At 51.8% G+C, this 25,265-nt stretch carries 25 protein-coding genes; 6 read left to right on the top strand and 19 right to left on the bottom strand.

All coding sequences use genetic code 11. From position 1 onward, the window contains the following. Positions 1-46: 46 nt before the first annotated feature. From H9Q78_RS11740 to H9Q78_RS11690, 11 genes are all read right to left on the bottom strand, one after another. Entirely contained in the window at positions 47-910 is an 864-nt protein-coding gene (locus tag H9Q78_RS11740) for a DUF4367 domain-containing protein (RefSeq protein WP_249301914.1), read from the bottom strand. A gap of 20 nt (positions 911-930) precedes the next feature. Continuing rightward, the gene (locus H9Q78_RS11735) at positions 931-1,485 is read right to left on the bottom strand and encodes an RNA polymerase sigma factor (RefSeq protein WP_249301913.1); all 555 of its coding nucleotides are present in this window, start codon (positions 1,483-1,485) and stop codon (positions 931-933) included. A gap of 95 nt (positions 1,486-1,580) precedes the next feature. Continuing rightward, positions 1,581-3,371, bottom strand: a complete 1,791-nt coding sequence (locus tag H9Q78_RS11730) for an aminopeptidase P family protein (protein WP_249301912.1) — start codon at positions 3,369-3,371, stop codon at positions 1,581-1,583. A gap of 122 nt (positions 3,372-3,493) precedes the next feature. Further along, the gene (gene hemL / locus H9Q78_RS11725) at positions 3,494-4,771 is read right to left on the bottom strand and encodes a glutamate-1-semialdehyde 2,1-aminomutase (protein WP_249301911.1); all 1,278 of its coding nucleotides are present in this window, start codon (positions 4,769-4,771) and stop codon (positions 3,494-3,496) included. Between the two features lie 28 nt (positions 4,772-4,799). After that, positions 4,800-5,783, bottom strand: a complete 984-nt coding sequence (gene hemB, locus H9Q78_RS11720; protein ID WP_249301910.1) for a porphobilinogen synthase — start codon at positions 5,781-5,783, stop codon at positions 4,800-4,802. A 32-nt stretch (positions 5,784-5,815) separates the two neighbouring features. Continuing rightward, positions 5,816-7,318 (bottom strand): uroporphyrinogen-III C-methyltransferase, encoded by a 1,503-nt coding sequence (gene cobA / locus H9Q78_RS11715; protein ID WP_249301909.1) that lies wholly within the window; start codon positions 7,316-7,318, stop codon positions 5,816-5,818. A 35-nt stretch (positions 7,319-7,353) separates the two neighbouring features. Beyond that, on the bottom strand, positions 7,354-8,265 hold the full coding sequence (hemC, locus tag H9Q78_RS11710) for a hydroxymethylbilane synthase (protein ID WP_249301908.1): 912 nt from the start codon (positions 8,263-8,265) through the stop codon (positions 7,354-7,356). Then, positions 8,265-8,723 (bottom strand): precorrin-2 dehydrogenase/sirohydrochlorin ferrochelatase family protein, encoded by a 459-nt coding sequence (locus H9Q78_RS11705; protein ID WP_249301907.1) that lies wholly within the window; start codon positions 8,721-8,723, stop codon positions 8,265-8,267. Before H9Q78_RS11705 ends, hemC begins: the two co-directional genes overlap by 1 nt. 41 nt (positions 8,724-8,764) lie before the next feature. Next, positions 8,765-10,003 (bottom strand): glutamyl-tRNA reductase, encoded by a 1,239-nt coding sequence (gene hemA / locus H9Q78_RS11700; protein ID WP_249301906.1) that lies wholly within the window; start codon positions 10,001-10,003, stop codon positions 8,765-8,767. A 152-nt stretch (positions 10,004-10,155) separates the two neighbouring features. After that, positions 10,156-11,076, bottom strand: a complete 921-nt coding sequence (locus H9Q78_RS11695; protein ID WP_249301905.1) for a LysR family transcriptional regulator — start codon at positions 11,074-11,076, stop codon at positions 10,156-10,158. 167 nt (positions 11,077-11,243) lie between these two features. Then, positions 11,244-11,747, bottom strand: coding sequence for a hypothetical protein (locus H9Q78_RS11690; protein ID WP_249301904.1), 504 nt, complete (start codon positions 11,745-11,747; stop codon positions 11,244-11,246). Between H9Q78_RS11690 and H9Q78_RS11685 the strand changes: the two genes are divergently transcribed. The 5 genes from H9Q78_RS11685 to H9Q78_RS11665 all read left to right on the top strand — a co-directional run bounded on the left by H9Q78_RS11685 (position 11,746) and on the right by H9Q78_RS11665 (position 14,396). Continuing rightward, positions 11,746-11,871 (top strand): spore coat associated protein CotJA, encoded by a 126-nt coding sequence (locus tag H9Q78_RS11685; protein ID WP_249301903.1) that lies wholly within the window; start codon positions 11,746-11,748, stop codon positions 11,869-11,871. The genes H9Q78_RS11690 and H9Q78_RS11685 overlap by 2 nt on opposite strands. Continuing rightward, positions 11,868-12,152, top strand: coding sequence for a spore coat protein CotJB (locus H9Q78_RS11680; protein ID WP_249301902.1), 285 nt, complete (start codon positions 11,868-11,870; stop codon positions 12,150-12,152). Before H9Q78_RS11685 ends, H9Q78_RS11680 begins: the two co-directional genes overlap by 4 nt. Further along, positions 12,116-12,739 carry a manganese catalase family protein gene (locus H9Q78_RS11675; protein WP_249301901.1) on the top strand — a complete coding sequence of 208 codons (624 nt, stop codon included), beginning with the start codon at positions 12,116-12,118 and terminating at the stop codon, positions 12,737-12,739. Before H9Q78_RS11680 ends, H9Q78_RS11675 begins: the two co-directional genes overlap by 37 nt. A 3-nt stretch (positions 12,740-12,742) precedes the next feature. Continuing rightward, positions 12,743-13,240, top strand: coding sequence for a superoxide dismutase family protein (locus tag H9Q78_RS11670; protein WP_249301900.1), 498 nt, complete (start codon positions 12,743-12,745; stop codon positions 13,238-13,240). A 166-nt stretch (positions 13,241-13,406) separates the two neighbouring features. Further along, positions 13,407-14,396 carry a diguanylate cyclase domain-containing protein gene (locus tag H9Q78_RS11665; RefSeq protein ID WP_249301899.1) on the top strand — a complete coding sequence of 330 codons (990 nt, stop codon included), beginning with the start codon at positions 13,407-13,409 and terminating at the stop codon, positions 14,394-14,396. Positions 14,397-14,436: 40 nt separating this feature from the next. Here the strand turns inward: H9Q78_RS11665 and H9Q78_RS11660 are convergent, their stop codons facing one another. From H9Q78_RS11660 to H9Q78_RS11630, 7 genes are all read right to left on the bottom strand, one after another. Continuing rightward, positions 14,437-15,231, bottom strand: coding sequence for an SH3 domain-containing protein (locus tag H9Q78_RS11660; protein ID WP_249301898.1), 795 nt, complete (start codon positions 15,229-15,231; stop codon positions 14,437-14,439). A gap of 48 nt (positions 15,232-15,279) precedes the next feature. Continuing rightward, positions 15,280-16,074: a PHP domain-containing protein gene (locus H9Q78_RS11655; RefSeq protein WP_249301897.1), complete on the bottom strand. Its 795-nt coding sequence runs from the start codon at positions 16,072-16,074 to the stop codon at positions 15,280-15,282. A 223-nt stretch (positions 16,075-16,297) separates the two neighbouring features. Then, on the bottom strand, positions 16,298-17,368 hold the full coding sequence (locus H9Q78_RS11650) for an ABC transporter substrate-binding protein (RefSeq protein WP_249301896.1): 1,071 nt from the start codon (positions 17,366-17,368) through the stop codon (positions 16,298-16,300). Between the two features lie 6 nt (positions 17,369-17,374). Beyond that, entirely contained in the window at positions 17,375-18,160 is a 786-nt protein-coding gene (locus H9Q78_RS11645) for an ABC transporter permease (RefSeq protein WP_249301895.1), read from the bottom strand. Then, positions 18,160-18,972 carry an ABC transporter permease gene (locus H9Q78_RS11640; RefSeq protein WP_147595032.1) on the bottom strand — a complete coding sequence of 271 codons (813 nt, stop codon included), beginning with the start codon at positions 18,970-18,972 and terminating at the stop codon, positions 18,160-18,162. The genes H9Q78_RS11645 and H9Q78_RS11640 overlap by 1 nt, the downstream gene beginning before the upstream one ends. Further along, positions 18,965-20,038: an ABC transporter ATP-binding protein gene (locus H9Q78_RS11635; protein ID WP_249301894.1), complete on the bottom strand. Its 1,074-nt coding sequence runs from the start codon at positions 20,036-20,038 to the stop codon at positions 18,965-18,967. Before H9Q78_RS11635 ends, H9Q78_RS11640 begins: the two co-directional genes overlap by 8 nt. 11 nt (positions 20,039-20,049) lie before the next feature. After that, positions 20,050-20,583, bottom strand: coding sequence for a cupin domain-containing protein (locus H9Q78_RS11630; RefSeq protein WP_147595034.1), 534 nt, complete (start codon positions 20,581-20,583; stop codon positions 20,050-20,052). 296 nt (positions 20,584-20,879) lie between these two features. Here H9Q78_RS11630 and H9Q78_RS11625 point away from each other — a divergent pair, with 296 nt between their 5' ends. Next, complete coding sequence (locus H9Q78_RS11625; protein WP_249301893.1) at positions 20,880-21,935, top strand: lactonase family protein; 1,056 nt, start codon at positions 20,880-20,882, stop codon at positions 21,933-21,935. Between the two features lie 17 nt (positions 21,936-21,952). On the opposite strand, the gene H9Q78_RS11620 is transcribed toward H9Q78_RS11625, so the two are convergent. Beyond that, positions 21,953-25,261 carry a PAS domain-containing protein gene (locus H9Q78_RS11620; protein WP_249301892.1) on the bottom strand — a complete coding sequence of 1,103 codons (3,309 nt, stop codon included), beginning with the start codon at positions 25,259-25,261 and terminating at the stop codon, positions 21,953-21,955. Positions 25,262-25,265: the final 4 nt, after the last annotated feature.

Below are 25,265 nucleotides of genomic sequence, written 5' to 3'. Positions count from 1 at the left end.
CCTGTTTTCTAGCCTTCTAGCCCTCTATTTATTCAACGACTTTTCTTTAATAATTATTACGATAATCCATAAAACTTTCTGCAATTTTTTTCATTTCATCTAAAGTTATATCGGCTTCTATACTATATTTTATTTCATTATCGTTCCATCGTAATACATCTCTGCATTCATCGCTAATCCAGTACTTACCTTCATACCCATATATGTCAACTTCTGTTTCTTGATATTCCTCAGAATTAAACTCATCTTGTGTACTTTCAAACATTGAAGCATAACTAATAATCATCTTCTCATTTTGTTTTTTATACTCCCACAACTTTCCACTTTGAGATTCTATAGTGTTTATTAATTCAAACCCACTTGGGATATACTCCGGCGGTTCTATATCATATTTTGTTGTCCAGTACTCCGATACTTCATTTTTTATTTCTACATGATCTTCAAACCACTTCACCACTACATCGACTACAGTCTCGATACTGGCGTCAACGCTCTTCACGATTGCAGACTGTACCACCACCGCCAGCACCAATACGGCTGCTGATGCTGAAATGATACGCAGGATACGGTGTTTCTTTTTTCTTTCTTTCCTTTCCGCTTTCTTTCTCATTTTACGGACATGAGCGATACGGGCCTCTACTTCTTTTTCTTCCTCTGCGGAATACTCATGAGGACCCTCTTCTTCTATGCTCTTCTGAATGGCCTCCCAGCACTCTTTTTCGTCTTCCCGCACTGCGGCTCTTATGAGGTTTTCAAATTTTATTTCCAAATCCTCTTGTTCGCCGCCGGCACCGGAAGTACTCTTTCCATCGGCATGATAAGAATTGTCATCCTGATCCTTGTCACCGCCTCGTTTGCCTTCCATCTCGTTTCCGGAATTTTGAACACAGCTTTCCTCCGGTTTTTTCATAAGGCCACGCTCCGGTTTTCTCATTCCGTCAGCCCCTTTCTCACTAAGATTCTTTTCAGGTGTTCCTTCGCCCTCATGATCTTTACACCTACAGAACTGGTGGGAATCTTTAAAAGCTCTCCAATTTCGTGATATTTCATCTCTGACACGAAGTAGAGCTCCAACACACGCCGCTCACTTTCAGGCAACTCGCTCAAAGCTTCTCTAACGATATCAATCCGTTCCATACGGATGATTTCTTCCAGCGGATTGCCTTCGCCAAAGTCGCTTCCGGTCTCTTCATTTGTCTCCATTATCTCATCTAAAGAAGGTTCCCGTCTAGTCCTCCTGAAATAATCCTTGTACTGACTGTCCACGATTCTCCATAAATAACCGTATGTAGCAGAAGGGTTATTCACGTCCAGCTTTTCCAAATGTTTGTCGGCGACAATAAATGCCTGTTCCACAATATCCTCCGCCAAGTGCGAATCGGATACAAACCTGCTGATCGCACGAAGCAGCGGCCGGCGAAATGTCTTGTACAAATACGAGAGCTTATCCCTGCTTTCTTCAGTATCAAAAGTCATCAAAAGCATGGCAGCTCCTCTCCCAGTCAGTCCTAACCATTTTGCCCATCCTCATAAGTTTCTCCGTTTCCCTAAACCTTGTCCTCTGTACAGTTGCCGTATCTTTACACCAGCTGCCTGGTGGCCTCCCGCAGCCACGCAAGCTCCTCCCCTTTAAAATATGGCGACAGGGTTTCGTACACCTGTCTATGATACCGGTTCAGCCTGTCTATATCCTCTGGCCGCATTTCTTCTCTGTCTATCCCGTCTAAATCTATGGGGACCATGGTCAGAAATTCAAATTCCAGGAACTGTCCGTATTCTGTCTTTTCCGCCTCTGTGCACAGAAGCAGATTCTCTGTGCGGATGCCGTATTTACCAGCCAGATAAACACCAGGTTCATCGGAGGTCACCATCCCCGGCTTAAGTACCGCGCTGTCCACCCGTTCCGGGACCATTTTCCAGCGGAATCCATTGGGAGCCTCATGAACATTCAGCAGATACCCGACTCCGTGTCCGGTGCCGTGCTTATAGTCCAGCCCCATGGCCCAGAGAGGCTCCCTTGCCAGATAGTCCAGATTAATCCCTCTGCATCCCTGCAGGAAACGAGCGCCGCCGAGGGCCAGCATCCCTTTCAGTACAGCCGTAAAATGCTTTTTCTGTTCTTCTGTTATATTCCCCAATACAACGGTCCTGGTGATATCCGTGGTTCCTTCCAGGTACTGTCCTCCGGAATCCACCAGGAAAAACCCTTCCGGTCTGAGTACCGCGCAGCTTTCCTTCGTCGCGCTGTAATGCACCACTGCGGCGTTCGGACCGTACGCCGCAATCGTCGTAAAGCTGGGCTCCAGATAATGGTCCTGTTCTCTGCGGCAGCTCTCCAGATATTCCGCCGCCGACAGCTCCGTGATTTCCTCCCGGCCTATCTGTTTTTTCAGCCAGTAAAGAAATTTGGTGACCGCGATCCCGTCTTTTCTGTGGGCCTCTCTGAGATTATCTGCCTCCGTTTTATTTTTAACGGCCTTCAAAAGCTCCGAAGGATTCGGGCAGTCTACGATACTCTGCTCCGGTTTCAAAGCTCCGTATACCTGCTCGTTCACCTTTCTGCTGTCCAGCATGACAGTCCTTCCGCCGCAGACGGCCGGAATTGCTTTATAAAATGTATCATACTCTCTCAGCTCGACGCCGTCCCTCTCCAGCTTTGCTCTAAGCTCCGGAGAGACAGCCGTTTCTTGTATGAATAAATACACGGACGACAATGTCAGCACACAGTAACTCATGAATACCGGATTGCAGGGAACATCGCTGCCGCGCAGGTTCAGGAGCCACGCGATGTCATCCAAAGTTGTCAGAATATGTGCCTCCGCCCCGGCTGCTTCCATCTGCTCCCTGATTCTCCGTATCTTATCTGTCCTGGTCTGCCCCGCATACCGGATATCCAGTTCAAACACAGGTTCCGAGGACAGCGGCGGCCGGTCTGCCCATATCTCTCCCGGCAGATCCTCCAAAAGGATCCGGCCGGATTTCTGTTCTGCCGACCGGCGCATGCCTATTCCCAGTCTTCGGTTGACTACAGTCCCATCATAAGCCAGCGTACCGCCATGGGGAAGGCGCGCCGAAATTTCCTCTTCCAGAGCGGGCACTCCCTCTTCCCCCATCCTATATAATGTAATCCCGCTGCCTTTAAGCTGCGCTTCCGCCTGCAGAAAATATCTGGCGTCTGTCCATAATCCGGCCCAGTCCGCCGATATTGCCAGGGTGCCTGCGGATCCGGTAAATCCGGACAGATACCGCCTGGCTGCAAAATGAGCGCCTGGATACTCCGATTCATGGGAATCCGCCGTGGGTATCAGACAGATATCCACGCCTTTTTTCTTCATCAGCTCCCTGAGCAGCTCCAATTCCTGTTTTGCCATGTAAATCCTCCTGTTTTAAAAAGGCGGCCATTTCCCAAACGACGGCCGCCTTCTGAACGTTTCTCTTTCTATTATCTGTCCGCTCTCCGTTCGCCATTTCCCGGGGCAGATACCTGCTGCTCTTATTTCCTCCAATAATCCTCGATCACCGACAGCGTTTTGTCCACATCCTCCCTTGTATGAACGCTGGACATGAATACTGCTTCAAACTGAGACGGAGCCACATAAATACCATGGCTCAGAAGATAGCGGAAATATTCTCCGAAAGCCTTTACATCCGCTGTCTTCGCGGAACGGTAGTCCGTGACCGGCTCCGCGGTGAAAAACAGGCAGGAAAGGGAACCGACGCCGTTCACCTGGCACGGAGCGCCGCTTCTGGATACGATTCCCCGAAGCTCATTCCGGAAATATTCGCCCATTTCATTCATATTCCGATAAATTTCAGGATGATCCTTCAATATATGAAGCTGTGCAAGTCCCGCGGCCATGGCTACCGGATTCCCGCTGAGGGTGCCCGCCTGATAAACATTTCCCACGGGAGCCACCATTTCCATGATATCCCGCCGTCCGCCGTAGGCCCCCACCGGCATGCCTGCGCCGATGATCTTCCCAAAGGTGGTCATATCCGGCTCGATTCCGTAGTATCCCTGTGCGCCGTCAAAGCCAAGCCGGAAACCGGTGATCACTTCGTCAAAGATCAGCAGCGCCCCCTGCTCCGTGCAAACCTGGCGCAGTTCCTCCAGAAACCCTTCCTTGGGAGCCACCACGCCCATATTGGCCGCCACCGGCTCAATGATCACCGCCGCGATTTCCCCAGGACATTCCGAAAACAGCGTTCGTACGCTCTCCATATCATTATAGACTGCCGTCAGGGTATCTCTGGCACAGCCTTCCGGCACTCCGGCGCTGTCCGGCACTCCACTGGTCATCACTCCGGACCCTGCCTTTACCAGCATCCCGTCGCTGTGTCCGTGATAGCAGCCCTCAAATTTTATCACCTTGCTTTTCCCGGTATATCCTCTGGCCACTCGGAGAGCGGACATCACTGCTTCCGTCCCGGAGTTCACCATCCGGATCAGTTCAATGGAAGGCACCATCTCACAGATGAGCTCCGCCATCTCCACCTCCGCCGGACAGCTGGCTCCAAAGCTCAGGCCTTTTTCAGCCGCTGCCATGGCGGCGGCCTTGATGGCCGGATGGTTATGTCCGAGGATCATCGGTCCCCAGGAGCCAATATAATCGATATATGTATTCCCGTCCACATCCGTGATCATTTCCTTTTCTGCATGGGCAATAAAACGTGGGTTTCCTCCCACCGCCTGAAATGCGCGGACCGGACTGTTGACGCCGCCGGGAATCACACGTTTCGCCCTTTCAAATAATTGCTCCGATATGCTCATATCCTGTCTCCTCTTCTCTCTGAGTCCTTCATCCGATCCTGCCCTCGTCCATATATCTTGCCAGCTCTTTCGCATAATAGGTGATCAGGATATCCGCGCCGGCCCGGTATATGGAAGCAGCCGACTCACATACAATGGCCTCTTCCTTGATCCAGCCCTTTAAAGCGGCCGCCTTTATCATTGCGTATTCTCCGCTCACACTGTAGGCCGCCACCGGCACATGGACCGTCTCTGAGACTCTCCGTATCACATCCATATAGGAAAGGGCCGGCTTCACCATGACGAGATCGGCTCCCTCCTCCACATCCAAAAGTGCTTCCTTTATCCCCTCTTTTACATTGTGGAAATCCATTTGATAGGTCTTCCTGTCCCCAAAGCTGGGGGCGGAATCCGCCGCCTCCCGGAAAGGGCCGTAAAAGGCAGACGCATATTTCACAGCGTAGGACATGATCGGCGTATTCACATATCCATTTTTATCCAGCGTCTCCCGTATCGCTCCTACTCTTCCGTCCATCATATCGGAAGGCGCGACCATGTCGGCCCCCGCCTGTACGTGGGACAGCGCCGTCTTCGCCAAAAGAGGGAGAGTCGCGTCGTTGTCCACATCATGGCCACACAAGGCGCCGCAGTGTCCGTGGGAGGTATATTCGCACATACAGACATCGGTGATATAATAGAGCTCCGGCACCGTATCCTTCCCGGTCCTGAGCGCCCTCTGAATGATTCCGTCCCGGTCATAGGCGCCGCTGCCGAGCTCATCCTTTTTGTCTGGTATCCCAAACAGCATAATACTGGAAACTCCCGCATCTGCTGCTTCCTCCAGAGCCGCCGGCAGCATATCCAGACTATAATGATACTGACCAGGCATGGAAGGAATCTCATGCCGGATTCCCTTTCCTTCCACCACAAACATCGGATAGACCAGAGAAGCCTTATCCATCCTGGTTTCCCGCACCATTCTTCTCAGCGTTTCTCCGCCTCTCAGACGCCTGGGGCGCTTCACCATATCCATTTCCTTTTTCCTCCTTCTGCATACATGCCCGATTATTTCCATCCGCTATCCTTTACATCCAGCAGCTTTTCTACCATACTTTCCACATCCGCGCGGTCCGATATTTCCACGCGGATCCCATGCCTCGCAGCCTCCTCCGCCGTCTGCCCGCCGATGCAGAGGCCCCGTATCCTGCTTAGATCGGTCCCATGCATCATCTGCACGAATCCTTTCACTGTGGACGCGCTGGTAAAGGTCACAATGTCATCCGGCAGAAGTTTAAATTCTGTTCCGCCGATCTGCTCCCACACAGTATCGTAGACTGGAATATCCTCAAACAGAATCCCCGCCTCCGTCAGCGGCCCGATGATCTGTTCTGTGCCAATCCTGGCCCTTGGGAGAAGAAGCCTCTCGCCAGGAGCCATCGACTGGGCCAGAAGCTTCCCGAATGCTTCCCCTGTGTATGTCTCCGGCTGCAGTTCCACCAGAATCCCCCTCTTTTCCACAGACCTTCTGGTCGCCGACCCGATGGCCGCAAACCGTATCCCTGCCAGGCTCCTCACGTCCATCTTCCGGCGATAGAGCGCATCAAAAAAGCAGTCCGCCCCTTCTGAGCTGGTAAAGCCGATCCACTGATACCGCTCCAGGCCTTGAAGCGCATCCTCCAGCGGTTTATTGTCTTCTATCGGCCTTGTCTCTATGGCCGGAAGCAGAATCACCTCCGCGCCAAGAGCCTCCAGCCTGTCCGCCAGCTTCCTGCTCCTTTTCTTCGGCCTGGTGACAACAACCCTCTGTTTCCCCAGGGGCCTGTCCTCTGCCCAGTGAAAGGTATCTGCCAGGCCGCAGACCTTTCCAACCACGATCAGAGAAGGAGAGCCTATATCAGCTTTATCGGCCTCCTCTTTCAGTCTGGAAAGGGTCGATACCACCTTCCTCTGCGCGGCAGTTGTCCCCCGCTCCAGCACCGCCGCCGGCATATCCGGATCCACGCCGGCTTTTAAAAGCCCTCCGCATATATCTCCCAAGGCGCTGAGGCCCATATAAAACACCAGGGTCCCATCCAGCCTGGACAAAGTATCAAAATCCAGCTCTTCTTTGCTCCCCCGCTTCTTATGGGCGGTTATCAAATGCACGGAAGAACAGTAGTCCCTGTGGGTCACCGGTATTCCGGCATAGGCCGGTACGGCAGCAGCCGCTGTCACTCCCGGCACGACCTCAAAGGGAATCCCGTTTTTCACCAGAAGCTCCAGCTCTTCTCCTCCCCTGCCAAATACAAATGGGTCTCCCCCCTTTAGCCGGACAACGCGTTTTCCCTCTTTCGCTTTATCCAAAAGGATCTGGTTGATCTCTTCCTGAGGCACCGGGTGCGCGCCGGACCGCTTCCCTACATTTATCTTCTCCGCCGTCTGCGGCATCATCCGAAGGACTGCCTGCCCCACCAGACGGTCATATACCACTACCTGAGCCTGTTCCAGCACCCGGAACCCTTTTATCGTAAACAACCCGGGATCCGAGGGGCCGGCTCCCACCAGCCATACCTTGCCGATCTTATCCATATCTGACTGCTGCCTTTCTCATTATAATCCTAAGTTCATACTCCGTCCGCCGCTTTCAGCCGGAGCATATCTGCCAGGTCCGCGCCCAGCTTTTCCGCCTCCTCTGGCCGCCCCTGTATGCAACCGGCCGAATGCCGGCCTGTCTCTTCATCATAGAAAAGCCCCCGCAGACAGAGCCGTCCTCCTTTTTTTTCCGCATACGCGGCTATGGGGGAGGAACACCCTCCATTAAGCTTCTTCACAAAGCTTCTCTCCGCTCCGGCTGTCTGCCAGGCTTCTTCATCATTTATACAGTCCAGATAAGAATAGTCTTCACCCGTTCTGCCCTGGACTGCCAGCACCGCCTGCCCCGCAGCCGGAATCACCTGTTCCGGCTCTAAATATGTATCGATCCGCGTTCCAAGCCCCAGACGGATGAGACCCGCGGCAGCCAGTACAATGGCGTCATATCCGCCTTCATCCAGCTTTCTGAGCCTGGTCAGCACATTTCCCCGTATCAAAAGGAATTCCGCCTCCGGAAACAGCTTTTTCAGCTGAAGGCGGCGTCTTTCACTGGATGTCCCGATCCGGAACGGTCTGCCGTCCTCCGGTTTCCACGTTTTCCCGCCTTCGGGATAAACCAAGACATCCCTAGGTTCACCCCGCCGGGATAAAGCCACGATGGGCATACCCTCCGGCTGTTCCATGGGCATATCCTTCAGGCTGTGTACTGAAAAATCAATCTTCTTTTCCCGGAGTGCCTTATCCAGCTCTTTGACAAAAAGCCCTTTTCCACCCACCTTATCTAAGCTTCGGTCCAAGATGATGTCACCGGTGGTCTTCATGGTCACCAGCTCAAACCGAAGCTCCGGATGATGCTCCTCTATTTCCCGCAGAAGCAGCATGGTCTGTTCCACCGCCAGCCTGCTCTCCCTGCTTCCCACACGGATCACTCGTCTACCTTCCATTAAACTCCCGCCTTTTCCTTCCATAATTCCCGAATCTCTTCTGCCGCCTGTCTGGCGAGCCTGTGATTTTCACCTCCGGCGCAGATCCCGGCCACGAGACTTCCCTTTTTGGCGATCCCCGGGAAATAAAAGCTGCATTCTTCCTTCTTATCCGCCACATTCACCAGAATACCCGCTTCTGAGCACCATTCATAGACCTGATGATTGATCTCCCGCTTATCCGCAGCGGCCACGACTAAATATGCCGGTTCCATATCCTGTTTTTCCACAGGCCGCAGCTCACATTGAATTTTCCCGGCCTGCCAGAGGCTTCTGACCTCATCGGATATTTCCGGCGCAACGACCAGTACGCTGGCCCCGAATTCTGCCAGGACTCTGATCCGCCTGGTCCCAATGGTCCCGGCGCCAGCCACGACTACTCTTTTCCCTTCCAGCTCCACAAACATAGGAAATCGCATGTATTACCGTCCTTCCCGCCAGCTTCCGACTAAAGCGCCGTTTATTCCAGATGCTCCGCTGAACGTCTGAGTCCATCCAGACACAGCTTCCAAGCCTCCGGTTCCAGCTCTTCCCGAAGCCCATAACAAAGCTTTGCCACCACCTTGGAGGCTGATCTCCCGATAGCCCGTTCCAGCTCTTCTCTGGCTTCCAAGGTCAGGCCCAGGCGCTTGAGTTCCTTTCGAAGCCTAGCAGAAGTATCTTCTCCCGCCGCTTTGGAAATCTCTTTCACCACCGGGACGTACTCCCGGAATTCATACCACTGCTCGTATTCCAGCTCATATTTCGTGAGGATTCCGTCGGCCACCGCGATCTGCCTGACATCTCCCTCATATTTAAGCCCGCTGAAGCTGTCCATATCATAAAGCTTTATTCCCGGCAGCTTCGAAAGCTCCGGTTCCATATCCCTCGGTATGGCCAGATCTACAAATACCTTCTCTCCCCCGTCAAGGCAGGCCTCCGCCTTCTCCTTCGTCAGAGTATAATGGGGACTGACTGTCGCGCTGACCACAATATCCATCTGGGCCAGCTGCTCATACCTGGCGTGATAATCAATCACCCGGCAGCCGGCCGGGATGATGGCCTCTCTCGTCTTATACTGCCGCAGGGTCATGAATACCTCTCCGCCGGCTTTCACCAGCTCCGCCGCCGCCAATCTCCCGATCTCACCGTTTCCGATGACCATACAGCGTTTTCCCTGAATGAGGATCTGTTCTTTTTGCAGCAGAAGAGTCATAGCCGCCGCCACAGACCGGTCCACATTGGTCAGCAGAACCTCTGTCTTTACCTTTTTTGCGCCGGTCACCGCCGTACGGAACAAAGTCTCCAGCACGGAATCCACCGCAGCCTGCTCTCTCGCTGCATCCAGTGCATGCTTTACCTGGGTGATGATCTGGTCGTCCCCAAATATCTGGGACCGCAGTCCGCAGGACAGCTCCATCAGGTAATGGACCGCCTCCATTCCTTCTCTGACCGTAAAATACGGCTCATATGCTTCAAAGGACTGCCCCTTTTCCTGTGCAAGAAGGGCCGCGGGATTCAGGCTGTCGAAGCTTTCATCCTCTCCGCTCATCCAGTATTCCGTCCGGTTACAGGTAGAAATAATGACACAGCCGGTCATACCCTTTACCTCTCTGCTGTTCTTAAGCGCCCTTTCTACCACGGAAGCCGTCATGGAAAACAGCTCCCGTACCTGAACCGGCGCTTTCCGGTAATCAATACCGGCCATCTTTATCCTCATGAAAATTTTAATCCTCTTTTCTGTACGTATCCATCTATTTTTATCTGGAAAAAATCCTATTAATGGCCCTGATCAAGCCCAGCCTGAAGAATCTTTTCCTGTTTTAGAGCTATTCAAATTTATGTCCTCCTTGCTCATTATATCACATATTCCTATGTCTGCAAGATGCCGACATATTTTCCGGGAGGCAGCTCCGGCTCCCGATAGGTATGCAGGATCTTCTCCAGGGCTTTCAGGTCCTCTCCAATAAATTTATTTTTATGATATACGATTTTAAACGAACGGTCCCATTCTCTGGTACTGCTCCCAAACGCTCCTATACTCCCCTGTTCTATCTCTTCCAGGATCAGCCGGATAGACAGCACAGCCAGGCACCCGTTCTTCATCACCGCTTCTTTCATAGCCTCTGAGGACGCACATTCTCCGCAGATACGGATATTCACATGGCGGCTCTCCAGAAAACTCTCAAATAAAGCCCTGGTGCCGCTTCCCCCTTCGCGCATGAGGAACTGCTGTCCATGAAGATCCTGCAGCGTCAGCTCCTTCCGGCCAAAAAACGGATGCTCCTTCCCGCAGGCCAGGACCAGATAGTCCTGTATCATCGGGATACTCACAAGCTCCGGACTCTTCACCCTTCCTTCCAGAACGCCCACATCCAGCTCTGCTTTCAGCAGCTGCTCTTCCACAAATGCCGTATTGTTCACGCAAGTATAGACCTCTGTCTCCGGCCTCTCCTTTTTCAGAGCTTCCAGGATTCCGGACAGCAGGCAGTTTCCGACTGTGACAGATGCTCCGAGCTTTAACAGCCGTTTCCGGCCCGTTAAAAACATGGCGGCCTCCAGTTCATCAAACTGGCGTATCACCTGTCTGGCGTAGGTCAGCAGCATTTTCCCCTCTTCTGTGATGAAAAGCCGCTTGGACAGGCGCTCAAAGAGCTTCACTTGGTAATGCTCTTCCAGCTCTCGGATGGTCTGGCTGACCGTGGGCTGTGAGATAAAGCAGCGTTCTGCCGCTGCGCTCATCTTCCCGGTGTCCGCCACCTCCACAAATATTTTCAGATGCCGTATCGTCATATTTTTATCCTTTATAGGTTTTTTCTATATGTTCAAAGAAATCATATCACTTTCCCGATGAATACGCAAGGCTCCCGGCTTGCAATCCTGCACCTTCTATCCAGTTTTTCATACATTACTAATAACCATACCAATCTGAAAGGAGTTCTTATATTGGAACGTTACAATCAGCGCCGCTGTGACTGCCGGCGCAATGCAGCTATGTCCAGTTCCTGCGGCAGCCCTGCGTCTTGTAATACAGCCGGGCAGAATTGCTCCTGCGGAAATTCCGCATCACGTGCAATGCCCGGTTCTTGTGATACCCCTACGCCCCGCACCATGCCCGGTTCCTGCGGCTGTTCTTCACCCCGCAATACGTCCGGCTCCTGCGACGGCTCTTCCCCCCGCAACACATCCGGTTCCTGCGGATGCTCTTCACCCCGAAACACGTCCGGTTCCTGCGGATGCTCTTCACCCCGCAACACATCCGGCTCCTGTGGCGGTTCTTCCCCCCGCAGCACATCCGGTTCCTGCGGATGCTCTGCGCCCGGTACTGCATCTGGTTCCTGCGGCGGCTCTTCACCCCGCACCGCACCCAGGCAGAACTGTCCCCGCCAGTCTGGCTCCTGTACAGACAATAATGTCTGCCGTCCAGGAAGCTGCCCTCCTTCCGCAAACCAGAACGTCGCCATGGCCTTTGTCCCCTGGCAGCAATGGGAATGTACGTATCCCCTGGATCAGGCTCTCTTTATTGGGACGGTCTTTCCGTCTCTGGATAAACCATTTGTGATCGGGAGGTGCGCAGTTCGTCCATGAATGAATTAATGACTCAAATCTATCAATACAGCTTTGCTGTGGATGATGTCCTGCTGTATCTGGACACTCATCCGGATGACCAGGATGCCCTGGCCTACTATCAATGCATGAGAGATGCCAGAGAGACCGCGGTTGCGGCTTATGAATGCCAGTTCGGCCCTCTGACAAAAGACGGCGTGAAAGATTCCGCCGATTATTGGACCTGGGTGAACGGCCCCTGGCCCTGGGAAGGAGGTGGGAGCACATGTGGAACTATGAGAAGAGGCTGCAATACCCGGTAAATATCACGACTCCCAACGCAAAACTTGCTAAAATAATCATGAGTCAGTATGGTGGCCCTGATGGTGAAATGGGCGCTTCCATGCGCTATCTCTCCCAGCGCTACGCCATGCCCTACAAGCAATGCCAGGCAACTCTGACCGACATCGGTACCGAGGAACTGGCTCATCTGGAGATCGTGGCAACTATCGTTCATCAGCTGACCCGCAACCTGACTGCAGAGCAGCTGGAGGCTGAAGGCTTTGCCCCGTATTATGTGGACCACACAACGGGCATCTGGCCCCAGGCGGCCGGCGGCATCCCTTTCAATGCGTGTGAATTCCAGTCCAAAGGCGACCCTATCACAGATCTCTATGAAGATATGGCCGCAGAACAGAAGGCACGTACGACTTACGACAACATCCTTCGTCTTATAAAGGACCCGGATGTATGCGACCCCATCCGCTTCCTTCGTGAAAGAGAAATCGTGCATTTCCAGAGGTTCGGTGAAGCGCTCCGCATCACTCAGGATAATCTGGATTCCAGGAACATTTATGCCTTTAACCCTGCTTTTGACAAGATGGGCGGCGACTGCCCCTGTAGGAAATAATCTATGAGAAGCGAATTAAACGATGCTTTTGATACCATTCTGCGGATGACGCCCGTTGCCCATTCTGACATGTATGGCAGCGATAAATACCCGGATATTCACGGCACGGTATACTTTTATCCCTTTTGGGACGGAACCTTAGTTGTCGTGGAAGCCGCCGGGCTTCCGTTTACAGACCGTGCCTGTACAGAAGGAATCTTCGGATTTCATATCCATGAAGGGGATTCCTGCCAGGGGACTCCGGAAGAACCGTTTTCAGAAACGGGAAACCACTATAACCCGGACAACTGCGAGCACCCGAATCACGCGGGGGACTTTCCTCCCCTGTTTGGAAACAACGGCTACGCCCTCGGCATGTTCTATACCAACCGGTTTCAGCCGGATGAAGTCGTCGGACGTACCGTCATAATTCACGATCAGCCGGATGATTTCCACACACAGCCTTCCGGAGATTCCGGTACTAAGATGGCCTGTGGAGAAATCGTAGGCGATCTGGTATAACAATATGCCATAACAAAGCCTGGAGAAAGCGTCTGCTTTCTCCGGGCCTTTTTGCTGGAAATATCCGTTCCATTCGTTGACATCACTGCCCTTTTCTAATATGATAATCTCAATAGGATTTTTATTTCCACAATTGGATTTTTATATACGAACTCAGGAGAAAATCATGACAGAACGAGAGTTGATCGACATCACCAAACGCTTTTGGAATTTTTATCTCATGGAACCCACGCCGGAGCATTTTCAAGAGATTCTTTCCTGCTGCAGTGACAGCCTGACCATAATCGGCACCGGCAAACATGAAATCTATCAATCTCTGGAGGAAGCTGCTCACGCTCTTCTCGTAAACCAGCAGCAGGCCGCACAAATCCAATTTGAGATCGTGGACGACTGGTATGCTTTCCGCTCCCTCTCCGATTCGGTCTGCCTCGTATACGGCGGGCTGTGGGTCCGCGAAAAAGGAGCCGCGGGCTCTCCGTTCCAGATCAACATGGATACCCGTTTCAGCGTCATTTTCCGCAGGGAAGAAAACGAAACATGGAAAATCCACCACATCCATCAATCTACCCCCAATATCGACCAGGCAGATCATGAATTCTATCCCAAGACCTTGTCCCAGCAGGTAAAGGACGCCCTCCAGCTGGCAGATGAATTCCGCTATAAATCGGAGCTGGATCTGATGACCGGCCTTTATAATCACGTTTCTTTCCACGAAAAAGTAGAACGGTATCTGGAAAATAGCCAGGAAGCTACTTTTTTTCTGATCGATCTGGATTATTTTAAATCGGTAAACGATACTTATGGACACGGGGAAGGCGACAAGGTCCTCAAACGATTCTCCCGCCTTCTTCAGATATACAGCTCTTCTTCCAGCATACTGGGACGTCTTGGCGGAGATGAATTCGCTGTTTTAGAACCGGGAGTGCAGCCTAAAAAAGACCTGGAGCAAAACCTCTTTTCTTTTCAAAAACAATTCCGTGAGCTGATGGAGCGGTATGACCGCTGTCGGAGCCTCGGCTGTACCGCCGGTATTTGCCGGAGCGGCGGTCAGACGATCGATTTCGATACTCTGTACCGGAATGCGGATGAAGCCCTCTATTACGCCAAGCGGCACAACAAAGGCTCCTATTTCTTCTTCGAGGATATCACCCGTTAAACAGTAATAAACAAGCGGCCGGATCACTCCGGCCGCTTGTTTATTGTACGATTTCCAGAAGGCTGGTCACCGCGTATACTTCTGTTCCGTTATAATCAAGCTTTGACCATCCGTTGCTTCCAATACCGGTTCTGGCCACGGTCGTCCCTTTTGTCAGTGTAGCGACCACATTGTCATCGGATGCAGAATCCGGTGACGAACGAAGATAAACTTCTACTTTTGCCGTCACAGTGTCGCCCGCCGCCTGATAAGTGGGCTCCGAAGAAGAAGATCCGTCTGTCGAAAGATAACTGGTCACCGCATACAAGACCTGTCCGTTGTATTCCACTCTGGACCAACCGTTATGTCCGATTCCGGTCCGCTTTATCCAGTCCCCATTATAAATCGTGGCTATGATATCCTCATCACTGTTGGTGCTGGGTACACGGCGGAGATTCGTTTCTATCTTGGCTGTTACATTCTCATCCACAAGCTGGAAATATACTCCATATTCATTGATGGTATCTCCCAATGAAGGCGCAGCCGCTCCTGCCGCCGTCGTTTCAGAACCGCCCGCCGCTGTCGTAGCCGCGGTAGCAGCCGTTTCCGTCGGCTGTGTCTCCGAAGCGGATGTCTGATCCGCAGAAGACGCTTGTCCTGAAGTACTCTCCGAAGCGGATTCCGTTGTCGCTCCGCTTCCGGCCTCTGTCGTAGTCTTCGCTTTTTTTCCGTGGCCGCCGTCAACCGCATAGCTGATGCCGTAAGCTGCGCCGCCCACCACTATCACAATCAATAAAAATACCAGGATGCCTGTGATCTCACTGTGGTCAGACATCCATTGTCGAAACCCTCGCATAGAATTCCTCCGTCATTATCGTCTCCTGCCTGCCGCCAGGTCAGGCTTTTATAAGCTGTGTGGAACTCCCCTCAGGCCCAGTTCCCTGAGCCCCAGTATTCTGGCGTGGTATTTGACTGCCGCCAGTCCCCGGTTATAAACCTTCCAGACGGCGCCAAGAGCCATCTTCGTAATAGGCGCCTGTTCCTTCGGCGCCCGTTCCATGCCGCCGCATTCCACAATCTCATGGGCCTTCACCAGCCGGATCAAGTCGTCGCAGCAGGTCACGGGCGAATCAATCTCCGTATACGCCATTCCGATATAATCCGTCCGGTGGGAATCTGAGCCTCCGAAACAGACCTTTCCGTATCTCTCCGCCAAAGCCCTGGCTTTTTCATTGGACTCCGGCAGCTCACACGTATTAAATGCCTCCACAAAATCAAAATCGTGAATCAGCCGGATATCCTTCTCCAGCCGTTTCGAACACATGGCACTCAAAAACTTGGCGCCGTAAGGATGCGCCGGCCCCAGAATCCCTCCATACCGGTGCACCACTCTGACGAGCATATGAATGGGAAGGCCTCTTACCTCCAGAATCTTAAGATCCACATTTTCGGGCATGACCACCAGGATATGTCCTGCATCCAGTGTATCATACTCAATCCCTCTTAAAACCGTGAAATCCTCCAGCGCTCCGTACTGCTCCTTATATTCAAGCCACGCACGATATCCGTTGTAGCTGTTATGGTCAGTAACCATCATGCCTCCGAAGCCCTTTTCTTTCAAAAGCTTCGCATACTCCCAAACGTCCACCCTGGCATCCAGGGAACCGTTTTTCGTATGGCAATGAAAGTCAAATTTCAATTTATCATCCCTTTCCGATCAGAAATTCCATATCGCTTCTATTTATTATACGCCGGTTCCGGCAGATATTGCAACCCGTAATCTTTCCCTGCCTCCGCAGTTCTGTCCCCGCGGAGCATTCTTTTATACACGGATACTCCCGGCAGAATATCTGACGACATTCTACCATGTTTTCCAAATCAGGTAAAGGGATATTCGCCGTTTCCATTCAATTCATAAATAATTAAGATTTCACCGCCGCATCCTTGATCTCCAGCCACAGATCGTTAAAAAGGGTATCCCCTTCCTCCCCGAGTGAGTGGAAGACCTCACATTTTTTCAGGATCTCTTCTCCGGGAAACACAGCCGGGTTCTCCAGGAGCGACTGGTCCATGAGCTCCTGGGCGCCGGTATTCGGCGTAGAATATGTAATATATTCAAAGTTTTTCAGAGCGATCTCCGGATCGTTCAGAAAATTGATCCAGGCCTCCGCATTTTCTTTATTCTCCGAGTTGGCAGGAATCACCCAGGAATCGATGAAATAATTGCTTCCTTCCTCAGGCACCACATAGGCCAGATCCGGATTTGCCTCCTGGAGCTGGAGCACCTCTCCGGAATATGCCATAGCCATGGCCGCGCTTCCCGATATCATGATGTCCTTTATCTGATCCATGACATACCTCTGAAGCAGGGGCTTCTGCTCCAGGAGAAGCTCCTTCGCTTCTCCAAGCTGCGCTTCATCCGTGGTGTTGATGGAATATCCCAGAAGCTCAAGAGGCGCCGTAAACAGATCCCTTGGGCTGTTGTACATCAGAATCTCGCCTTTGTATTTTTCATTCCAAAGGGCGTTCCAGCTGGTCACCGGCTCTTCCACCATGGCCGTGTTATAGAGAATCCCCAGCGTGCCGAAGGTATAAGGGACTGAATATTTATTTTCCGGATCAAAGGCTTTCGAGCCTTCCATGATGCTCTCGCTTAAATATTTCATGTTGGGGATATTATCATAATCGATCTCCGCCAGCAGATTATTTTTTATCATTTTCTCGATCATATAGTCGGAAGGACAGACAGCGTCATAGGAAGTCCCTCCCGCTTCGATGATCGGATACATTTCCTCATTGGTCTCGAAGGTATCATAGATCACTTCTATTCCAGTCTCATCCTCAAACTGCTGGATCACCTCTTCATCGATGTACTCTCCCCAGTTATATACCTTGACCACGCCCTTTGAATCTTTCTTTCCTCCGCCGCAGCCGGCCAGGCAGGAAAGGCACAGGGATACTGCCAATACGAATACTATTATTTTCTTTTTCATGTCTCGTCATTGCTCCTTTGCTATTTCTTTGCTCTTCTTCTTTGGCAGGTTGGCTATGATAAGGAGTACCAGGACCGCCAGGAAAAGGATCGTGGACAGCGCGTACAGACTGGGCTTTATGCCCTTGCGTACCTCGCTGTAAATGAGAGTGGACAATGTATTGACTCCCGCCCCCTTTGTGAAATGAGTAATAATAAAATCATCCAGGGACATCGTGAAGGAGAGCAGGAATCCAGACAGGATGCCGGGCAGGATATCGGGGAATACCACCTTGAAAAAAGCCTGGAGAGGAGAAGCTCCCAAATCCAGAGCCGCCTCATAGGTGCTCTTCTCCGTCTGCTTCATTTTCGGCATGACACTGAGCACTACATAGGGAATATTAAAGGTGATATGGGAAATCAGCACAGTTCCAAACCCCAGGCTGACTCCAAACGCGATAAAACAGAGCATCAGGGAGATGCCGGTCACGATATCAGCGTTCATGAGCGGAATGCTGTTCATCCCCATTACCAGTGTCCTGGGCACCTTCTTCATATGATTAATACCGATACAGGCCGCCGTTCCGATCACTGTCGCGATGAGCGCGGACAGGAACGCGATGATCAGTGTCGTCTTTAAGGCCGACATGATAAGCTGGCTGGAGAAAAGCTGCTCATACCATTTCAGGCTGAAGCCGCCCCACTTGGACATATACTTGGAGCTGTTGAAGGACAGCACCATAAGCGCCCCGATGGGAGCATACAAAAACACGAACATGATAACCAGATAAAACCGTTTGAAGAATCTGCCCATCAGAATGCTGCCCCCTCTCCGTCTTTATCATATTTGGCCAGCAGCGCCATGCTGATCAGAATAAATACCATGAGTACCAGGGAAAGGCCTGAACCCAGGTTCCAGTTGGCCGTGAACGTAAATTCCTGTTCGATCACATTGCCGATCAGGAGGACCATGCCTCCGCCCAGCAGGTCGGAGATGACAAAGGTCGTGAGCGCCGGCACGAACACCATGGTGATGCCGCTTATGACGCCCGGCATGCTCAGGGGAAAGATCACCCGGAAAAACGTCTGCGCGCTGTTGGCTCCCAGATCCCTGGCCGCTTCCACCGTATCGTCCCCGATCTTCACCAGCACATTATAGATCGGCAGCACCATAAAAGGCAGGAAATTATAAACCATGCCGAATATGATCGCCGTCTGCGTATTGATGATGTTGAGCGCCGGCAGATGCAGAAAATTCAATATGCTGTTGATTACCCCATTCCGGTCCAGCAGAGTCTGCCACGCCATAGTCCGAAGCAGAAAATTCATCCACATGGGAAGGATAAAAATAAATACGATAAAGCTGCTCTGCTTCACCTTGAGGCTCTTCAGTATCATCGCCAGCGGATATGCCAAGAGCAGGCATATCCCCGTGCTGATGAGCGACAGCTTCAAGGAGCGGAGGAGCGCGTTCATTCTCTCCGGAGTGGCGATCGACAGGATATTCTGCAGCGTGAAAGCCCCTGTCTTATCCGTGATTCCGTAATATACCACCAGAGCCAGGGGAATCATCGTAAAGCCGATCATCCATATTAAATATGGCGTGGACAACAGTTTCTTACTCATCGACTCCCACCGCCTCCTCATCTTCGGACTCCGGCTTTTTCATGATCTGTATGTTGAAGGGATCCACATGTATGCTTACCTTGGTTCCCACCGGATAGCAATTGGTGGAATGTACCAGCCACTCATAGCCGCCGGCCATGACCTCCATCTCATAGTGCACCCCTTTAAAGATCAGATGAGACACCGTGCCTTCCATCGTGCCCTTTCCAGGCTCCCAAAGCTCGATGTCCTCCGGACGGATGACCACATCCACCGGCCGGTTCCGCCCAAAGCCCGTATCCACGCAGGAAAACCTGGTCCCCAGAATCTCCACCAGCTTATCTTCTATCATCAGGCTGTCTATGATATTGCTGTCGCCGATGAAATCCGCCACAAAGGCGTTCTCCGGCTCATTATAGATGTCCTCCGGAGAGCCCATCTGCTGGATATAGCCCTGGTTCATGACCACAACTGTATCCGACATGGTGAGAGCTTCCTCCTGGTCATGGGTCACATATACAAAGGTTATCCCCAGCTCATTTTTAAGCCGTATCAGTTCATACTGCATATCCTGGCGAAGCTTCAGATCCAGTGCGCCCAGGGGCTCATCCAGGAGCAAGACCTTCGGTTCGTTCACAATGGCCCTCGCAATGGCGATCCTCTGCTGCTGTCCGCCGCTTAAAGACGCCACACTGCGCTTTTCAAACCCATCCAGATTCACCAGCTTCAAGGCATAGCGGACTTTATCCTTAATGTATGCTTTGGATTTTCCCTTTATCTTCAGTCCGAACGCGATATTCTCCTCAATGTTCATATGGGAAAATAAGGCGTATTTCTGAAATACGGTGTTTAAAGAACGCTTGTTGGGCGAAATCTCGGTGATGTCCTTTCCATCAAAAAACACGGTTCCCGTGTCCGGCTTCTCAAAACCCCCGATAATGCGGAGGGTAGTAGTCTTTCCGCATCCGCTCGGCCCAAGAAGTGTCATGAACTCATTTTCCTTAATGGACAGGTTAAGCTCATCCAGCACCAGGTTTTTGTCAAAGGCCTTCGACACATTGACCAGATCAATCAGTGGTGTACTCATCCCGTTACCTCCTAAAAACTGGGCGGCGAGCTGACCCATAAGAGCACAGCGCCTGCCTTCGATGTAAGATAATGCTTTTTATCCGGTGTGAAATAAAAGGATTCCCCTTTTTTCGCCTTATAGCTCTTCGTGCCCACATGGATCACGAGACTTCCCTGAAGCACATAGCCGAATTCTTCTCCCTCATGGGGGGTGTCCGGATAGGTGGAGCCTCCCTTTTCCAAAGTCAGCAGGATTGGCTCCATGATGTTTTTCTGGGCGTTGGGGATGATCCACTGGATACAGTTCCCCAATTCCCCGTCCTTTTTCTCAAAATAGTCCTCTGTCCCGAATACCACCTGCTCCTCCGGCTCCGCGGTGAAGAACTCATTGAGGCTGGTGCCCAGACATTGGAGAATGTCCGTCAGTGTAGCAATGGAAGGAGACGTCAGGTCACGCTCCAGCTGGGATATAAATCCCTTGGACAGCTCCGCGCGGTCCGCCAGCTCCTCCTGAGTCAAGCCCTTCAGTATCCGAAGTTCCTTCAGCTTCTGACCAATATCCATTTTTCGTCCGTCTTCCTTTCCACTGTTTCAGACACTCTGAAGCAGTATGCGCCCGGTATCCTGACAAAGTAAAAATAAACAAAAAGTTTAGTATCTCTAAACTCCGAAACAGATTTAATTATACAGGTTTCCAGGAAAGTGTCAATGACTTTTTACAGAATTTTTCATTTTTTTACTCAGGATATCCGCACAGCATATTATTCCCTGCAGAATCTTGACAGGACGGGGGTTAACAAACTTTTTTGGATATGATATGATGGGAATAAGATCAAGAGACGACAGAAGGAGGACACGTTTTGGGAAATAGATATGCAGCGTATGTAGGTTCTTACACATACATCGGGAACAGCAAGGGGGTCACCATCCTCGATGTGGACCCGGAAAAAGGGACCATGTCCCGCAGAAAGGAGATCCGGGTCAACAATGCTTCCTATGTCTCGTCCTCCAGGGACGGCACAAGACTTTACTCCATCGCGGATGACGGCATCGTCAGTTTTCGTATCCTCCCCGACGGAGATCTGGAGCGCATGGGAAAAGCGACCATCCGCGGCATGCGCGGCTGTCACATTTCCACAGATCAGGCCAACCACTTCATGTTCGTATCTGGTTACCATGACGGAAAGGTCACAGTCCTCCGCATGGAAGAAGACGGAAGCGTAGGTGAGATCACAGACAGCTTTTATGACAAAGGCATCGGAAGCATTGCCGAGCGGAACTTCCGTCCTCATATCAGCTGTTCCCGTCTGACGCCGGATGAAAAATTCCTCTGTATCACGAATCTCGGCATCGATCAGATAAAGGTGTTCCATTTCAATAAAGATACCGGGAAGATCAAGATGGCGGATGTCATCCGCTGTGAACTGGAATCCGCTCCGAGGTTCCTCCGTTTTTCTTCCGACGGAAAATTCATGTACGTGATCTCCGAGCTTAAAAACTATCTTTCCGTATATTCCTACGACGGAAGCGACGGATTGCCCAAATTTGAGCTTCTGCAGACAATCTCCACCGTAGGGAAAAAAAGCAGCAATGTAAATGCCGCGGCCGCCCTGCGCTTCTCTCCCGATGAGAGCCTGGTCCTGTGCTCCAACGCGGGAGACAACAGCATCGGCATCTATGACCGGAATGCTGAAAGCGGTCTTCTGACCCAGCGGGTGGTCCTCCCTGTCAGCGGAGAATACCCCAAGGACATCGGCATGTTCCCCGGTGAAAAGTTCATTTACTCTGTCAACCATGAAACCAGTACCATGACCTTTTTCACCTGGGTTCCGGATAAGAACTATTTCTATATGCACACGCCTCCGCTGAAAATCGACCAGCCCAACTGCTGCGCGCTGGTGAAGCTTCCTGACTGAGTCCGCGGCGCGTCCGGCTATCTCACCCAGCGCAGCAGCACCTTTTTCAGCCTTTCAATATCCAGCGGCTTCGCCACATGCTCGTTCATGCCTGCCTGTTCCGAACGGCTGATATCATCGCTGAAAGCATTTGCCGTCAGAGCTATGATGGGCACGCTCTCGGCGTCGGGGCGGGAAAGTCCCCGAATCTTCCTGGCTGCCTCATAGCCGTCCATGACAGGCATCTGGATATCCATGAAAATAACAGAATAGTATCCCGTTTCCGAAGCGCTGAATTTTTCCAGCGCTTCTTTTCCGTTATCCGCCGTTTCCACCCGGACCCCGCACATGCTCAGCAGCTCACCGGCTATTTCCTGGTTCAGTTCATTATCCTCTGCCAGAAGCACAGTCCTATTCTCGAGCAGACAGAAGCTGCCGCCCTGTCTTTCTTCAAATGCCTCTTTGTATTCCCAGTTTTCATTTTTCGTCCAGATCTTCAAATATACCGTCACCCGGAACAGAGAGCCTTTTCCCAACTCGCTGGAAACGTCGATGGTCCCGTTCATCATCTGGACGATGTTGAGGGCAATGGAGGTCCCCAGGCCGGTGCCCTGTGCTTTGCTGACCCTGGAATCCTCAGCCCGCTCAAAGGGCTCGAATATCTTTTTCAGAAATTCCTCCGACATGCCGATCCCGTTGTCCTCTACCAGGAATTCATAGCATCCGACCCCCGCCATATTGGAGGGCTTTTCCAATGCCCGGAAGGAGATCGTCCCTCTCTCCTGGGTATATTTCACCGCATTGGACAACAGGTTTATGAATACCTGCTGTAGTCTGGCCATATCCCCGAGGACACAGTCATGGACAATATCCCTCATGGACATCTGGAATACCTGGCTCTTTTTCTCTATTTCCGGCTTCATCATAACTTCCACTTCTTCCACCATATCCAGGATGCTGAACGCCGATTCCTTCAGGGAAGCCCGTCCGCTTTCTATTTTGGACATGTCTAGAACTTCGTTGATGAGAGTGAGAAGATGACGGCTGGAAACCTTGATCTTATCCAGGCAGTCCTCTATTTTATCCGGTTCGCCCAAATGGGCTCCTGCTATGGAGGTCATGCCGATGATGGCGTTCATAGGCGTGCGGATATCGTGGGACATCCTCGACAGGAATGTGCTCTTTGCCTCATTTGCCTTATTCGCGGCTTCATAAGCCTGAGTCAAAGCTTCTTTGGCTTTCTGCTCCTCCAGAAGCTTTTCCAGCTCTCTGCATTTTTCTCCGCTTATGTTGATAAATGTGATGACCATATAGCCCGGCCTGCCTCCAATATCCGCCGCCAGGTTTATTTCCATTCTCAGCCAGACCGGCGGCTTTCCCTCCGCGCGCTTCTGCCTGAACTCAATCTCCATATGGTCTTTCCCGTTTCGGAACCCTTCTCCCGACGCCGCGGCCGCGGTGAACTGTTTCATCCGCTCCTGTTCCTCCGGCACTACAAAATCCTTTATATATCCGGACATGATCTCCGAATACCGTCCCCGCTTCGGCACCGCCATCGTGTCCGCGCCCTCCGGTATCCTCACCCCATAGTAAGAATCCTGAAGCAGATCCACATAAAAGATGCTGACATAAACATTGCTCACCACCTGAAGCGTCATCTGGCTGACGCGCAGCTCTTCCGTCTTCTCCGACATGCTCTGCTTCATTTCGTGGATATCCCGCAGAGTCCCCACCACTCTGGCAGGCTTCCCTTCATGCCGTATCATCCTTCCGGTCACCCGGTTCCAGCGGAGCTTCTTTTCCCCGCCCCGGTAATCATAGACGCGCGCTTCCGCCTCCGGCGTTTTTCCGCAGCAGATGGTCTCCATAACAAACGGAATATCATCTGCGTATGCAAATTTCCCGAGATAAAGCTGTTCACGAAACCCCGGGACCTCAAGGCGCAGGATATTCTCCCCTTTCTCCTGTTCCCGAGAGGCCACATAAGCGACGAGCAGATCCTCATCCACCCTGTATTCGTATATGGTATCCGAACTGCTTTCCATCGCCGCCCGATACATTTCCTGCTCTCTGTCCAGCTGCTCCTGGAGGCGTTTTCTTTCCGTGATATCCACCAATGTCCGCTGGATGACCGGTATCCCGTTTCTTTTTTCTACCATCATATTCGTGGAGGAGACCCAACGGATCTCACCTCTTTTGCGCAGGACCCGGTACTCCACCTCCGCCTGTCCTCCGTCACGGCAGATCTTGTCATACACCTCATACAGGTTCTGATGATCCTCCGGCACCACATGGGACGCGACTCCGCGGAAGCTGTCCGCCACACATTCTTCCACACTCTCATAATCCAGGATATTTAGAGCCGCCCGGTTCATGGCCACGATCTCATGCTCTTCCCTGCCGTGCAGAAAACGGAAAATGCCGCAGGGAATCGTATCATAGATACTGTCCAGCAGCTCCTTCTGCTCCCGTATCCTTCTCTCATCCTCTTCTGCCTTGCTCACATCCAGATAAAGACTGTTGATGACCACGGTACCGTCGTCATTTTTCACCTTTTTTCCGCTGTCCAGAATCCATTTGACACCCCCGTCCTTACAGCGGACCCGGTACTTGATGGCATAGCTGCTTTTTCCGTCCTGAAAAGCCTCCACACATTCCTGAGTCACCCGAGGGACATCCGGCGGATAAACGGCTCCGAAAGCGTTCCCTCCGGTCACCTCCAAAAACTCTTCTACCGTATAGCCGAACAGGCCTGCTGCCTCTTCGCTGACAAAGGCATAGGTGTAGAGTTCATCATCCAGGCTCATTTTCAGTCCGCCTGAGATTGAAGACATGATCACGTCCAGCTGCTGTGCTTTCCGGACTTTTTCCGTCTCCAGAGCATTCAGCCTTTCCTGGATATACTCGTAGGTATGCTGGCCGATTTTTTCCGGGAACAGCTCGTCCTCCACCATTTCCTGATAAGGATTGGAGCAGTGCAGATAAGAGCACTTCCATTCCCCGTCAAGCTTTTTTACGGCAAACGTCACCCGCTGATGGACCTTCAGATACATCTTCGTCCTGGGGACTGTGGCCACCCACATGATTCCGGTACAGATATAAAGATCCTCCGCGGCTTTCTGCACTTCATACTGATCATCCCAGATCCTGCACTCCGGAATCTCATTTTTGAACCGCCGGAAAAATCCAGACACAGCCTCGAAACCGGAGGCCTGCTGCCCTTCTCCCGCCCCTATCCAGACAATATCCGGCGCAAACATGCCGATGACGCCTTCCACGTCATTCTCGCAATAATGCAGCCTCATCATTTTTCTGGCAAACTGTATCACTTCTGTCCTCACGTCCATACGC

Source organism: Qiania dongpingensis, assembly GCF_014337195.1.
GTDB lineage: Bacteria > Bacillota > Clostridia > Lachnospirales > Lachnospiraceae > Lientehia > Lientehia dongpingensis.
This window is presented reverse-complemented; position numbering and strand designations above follow the sequence as displayed.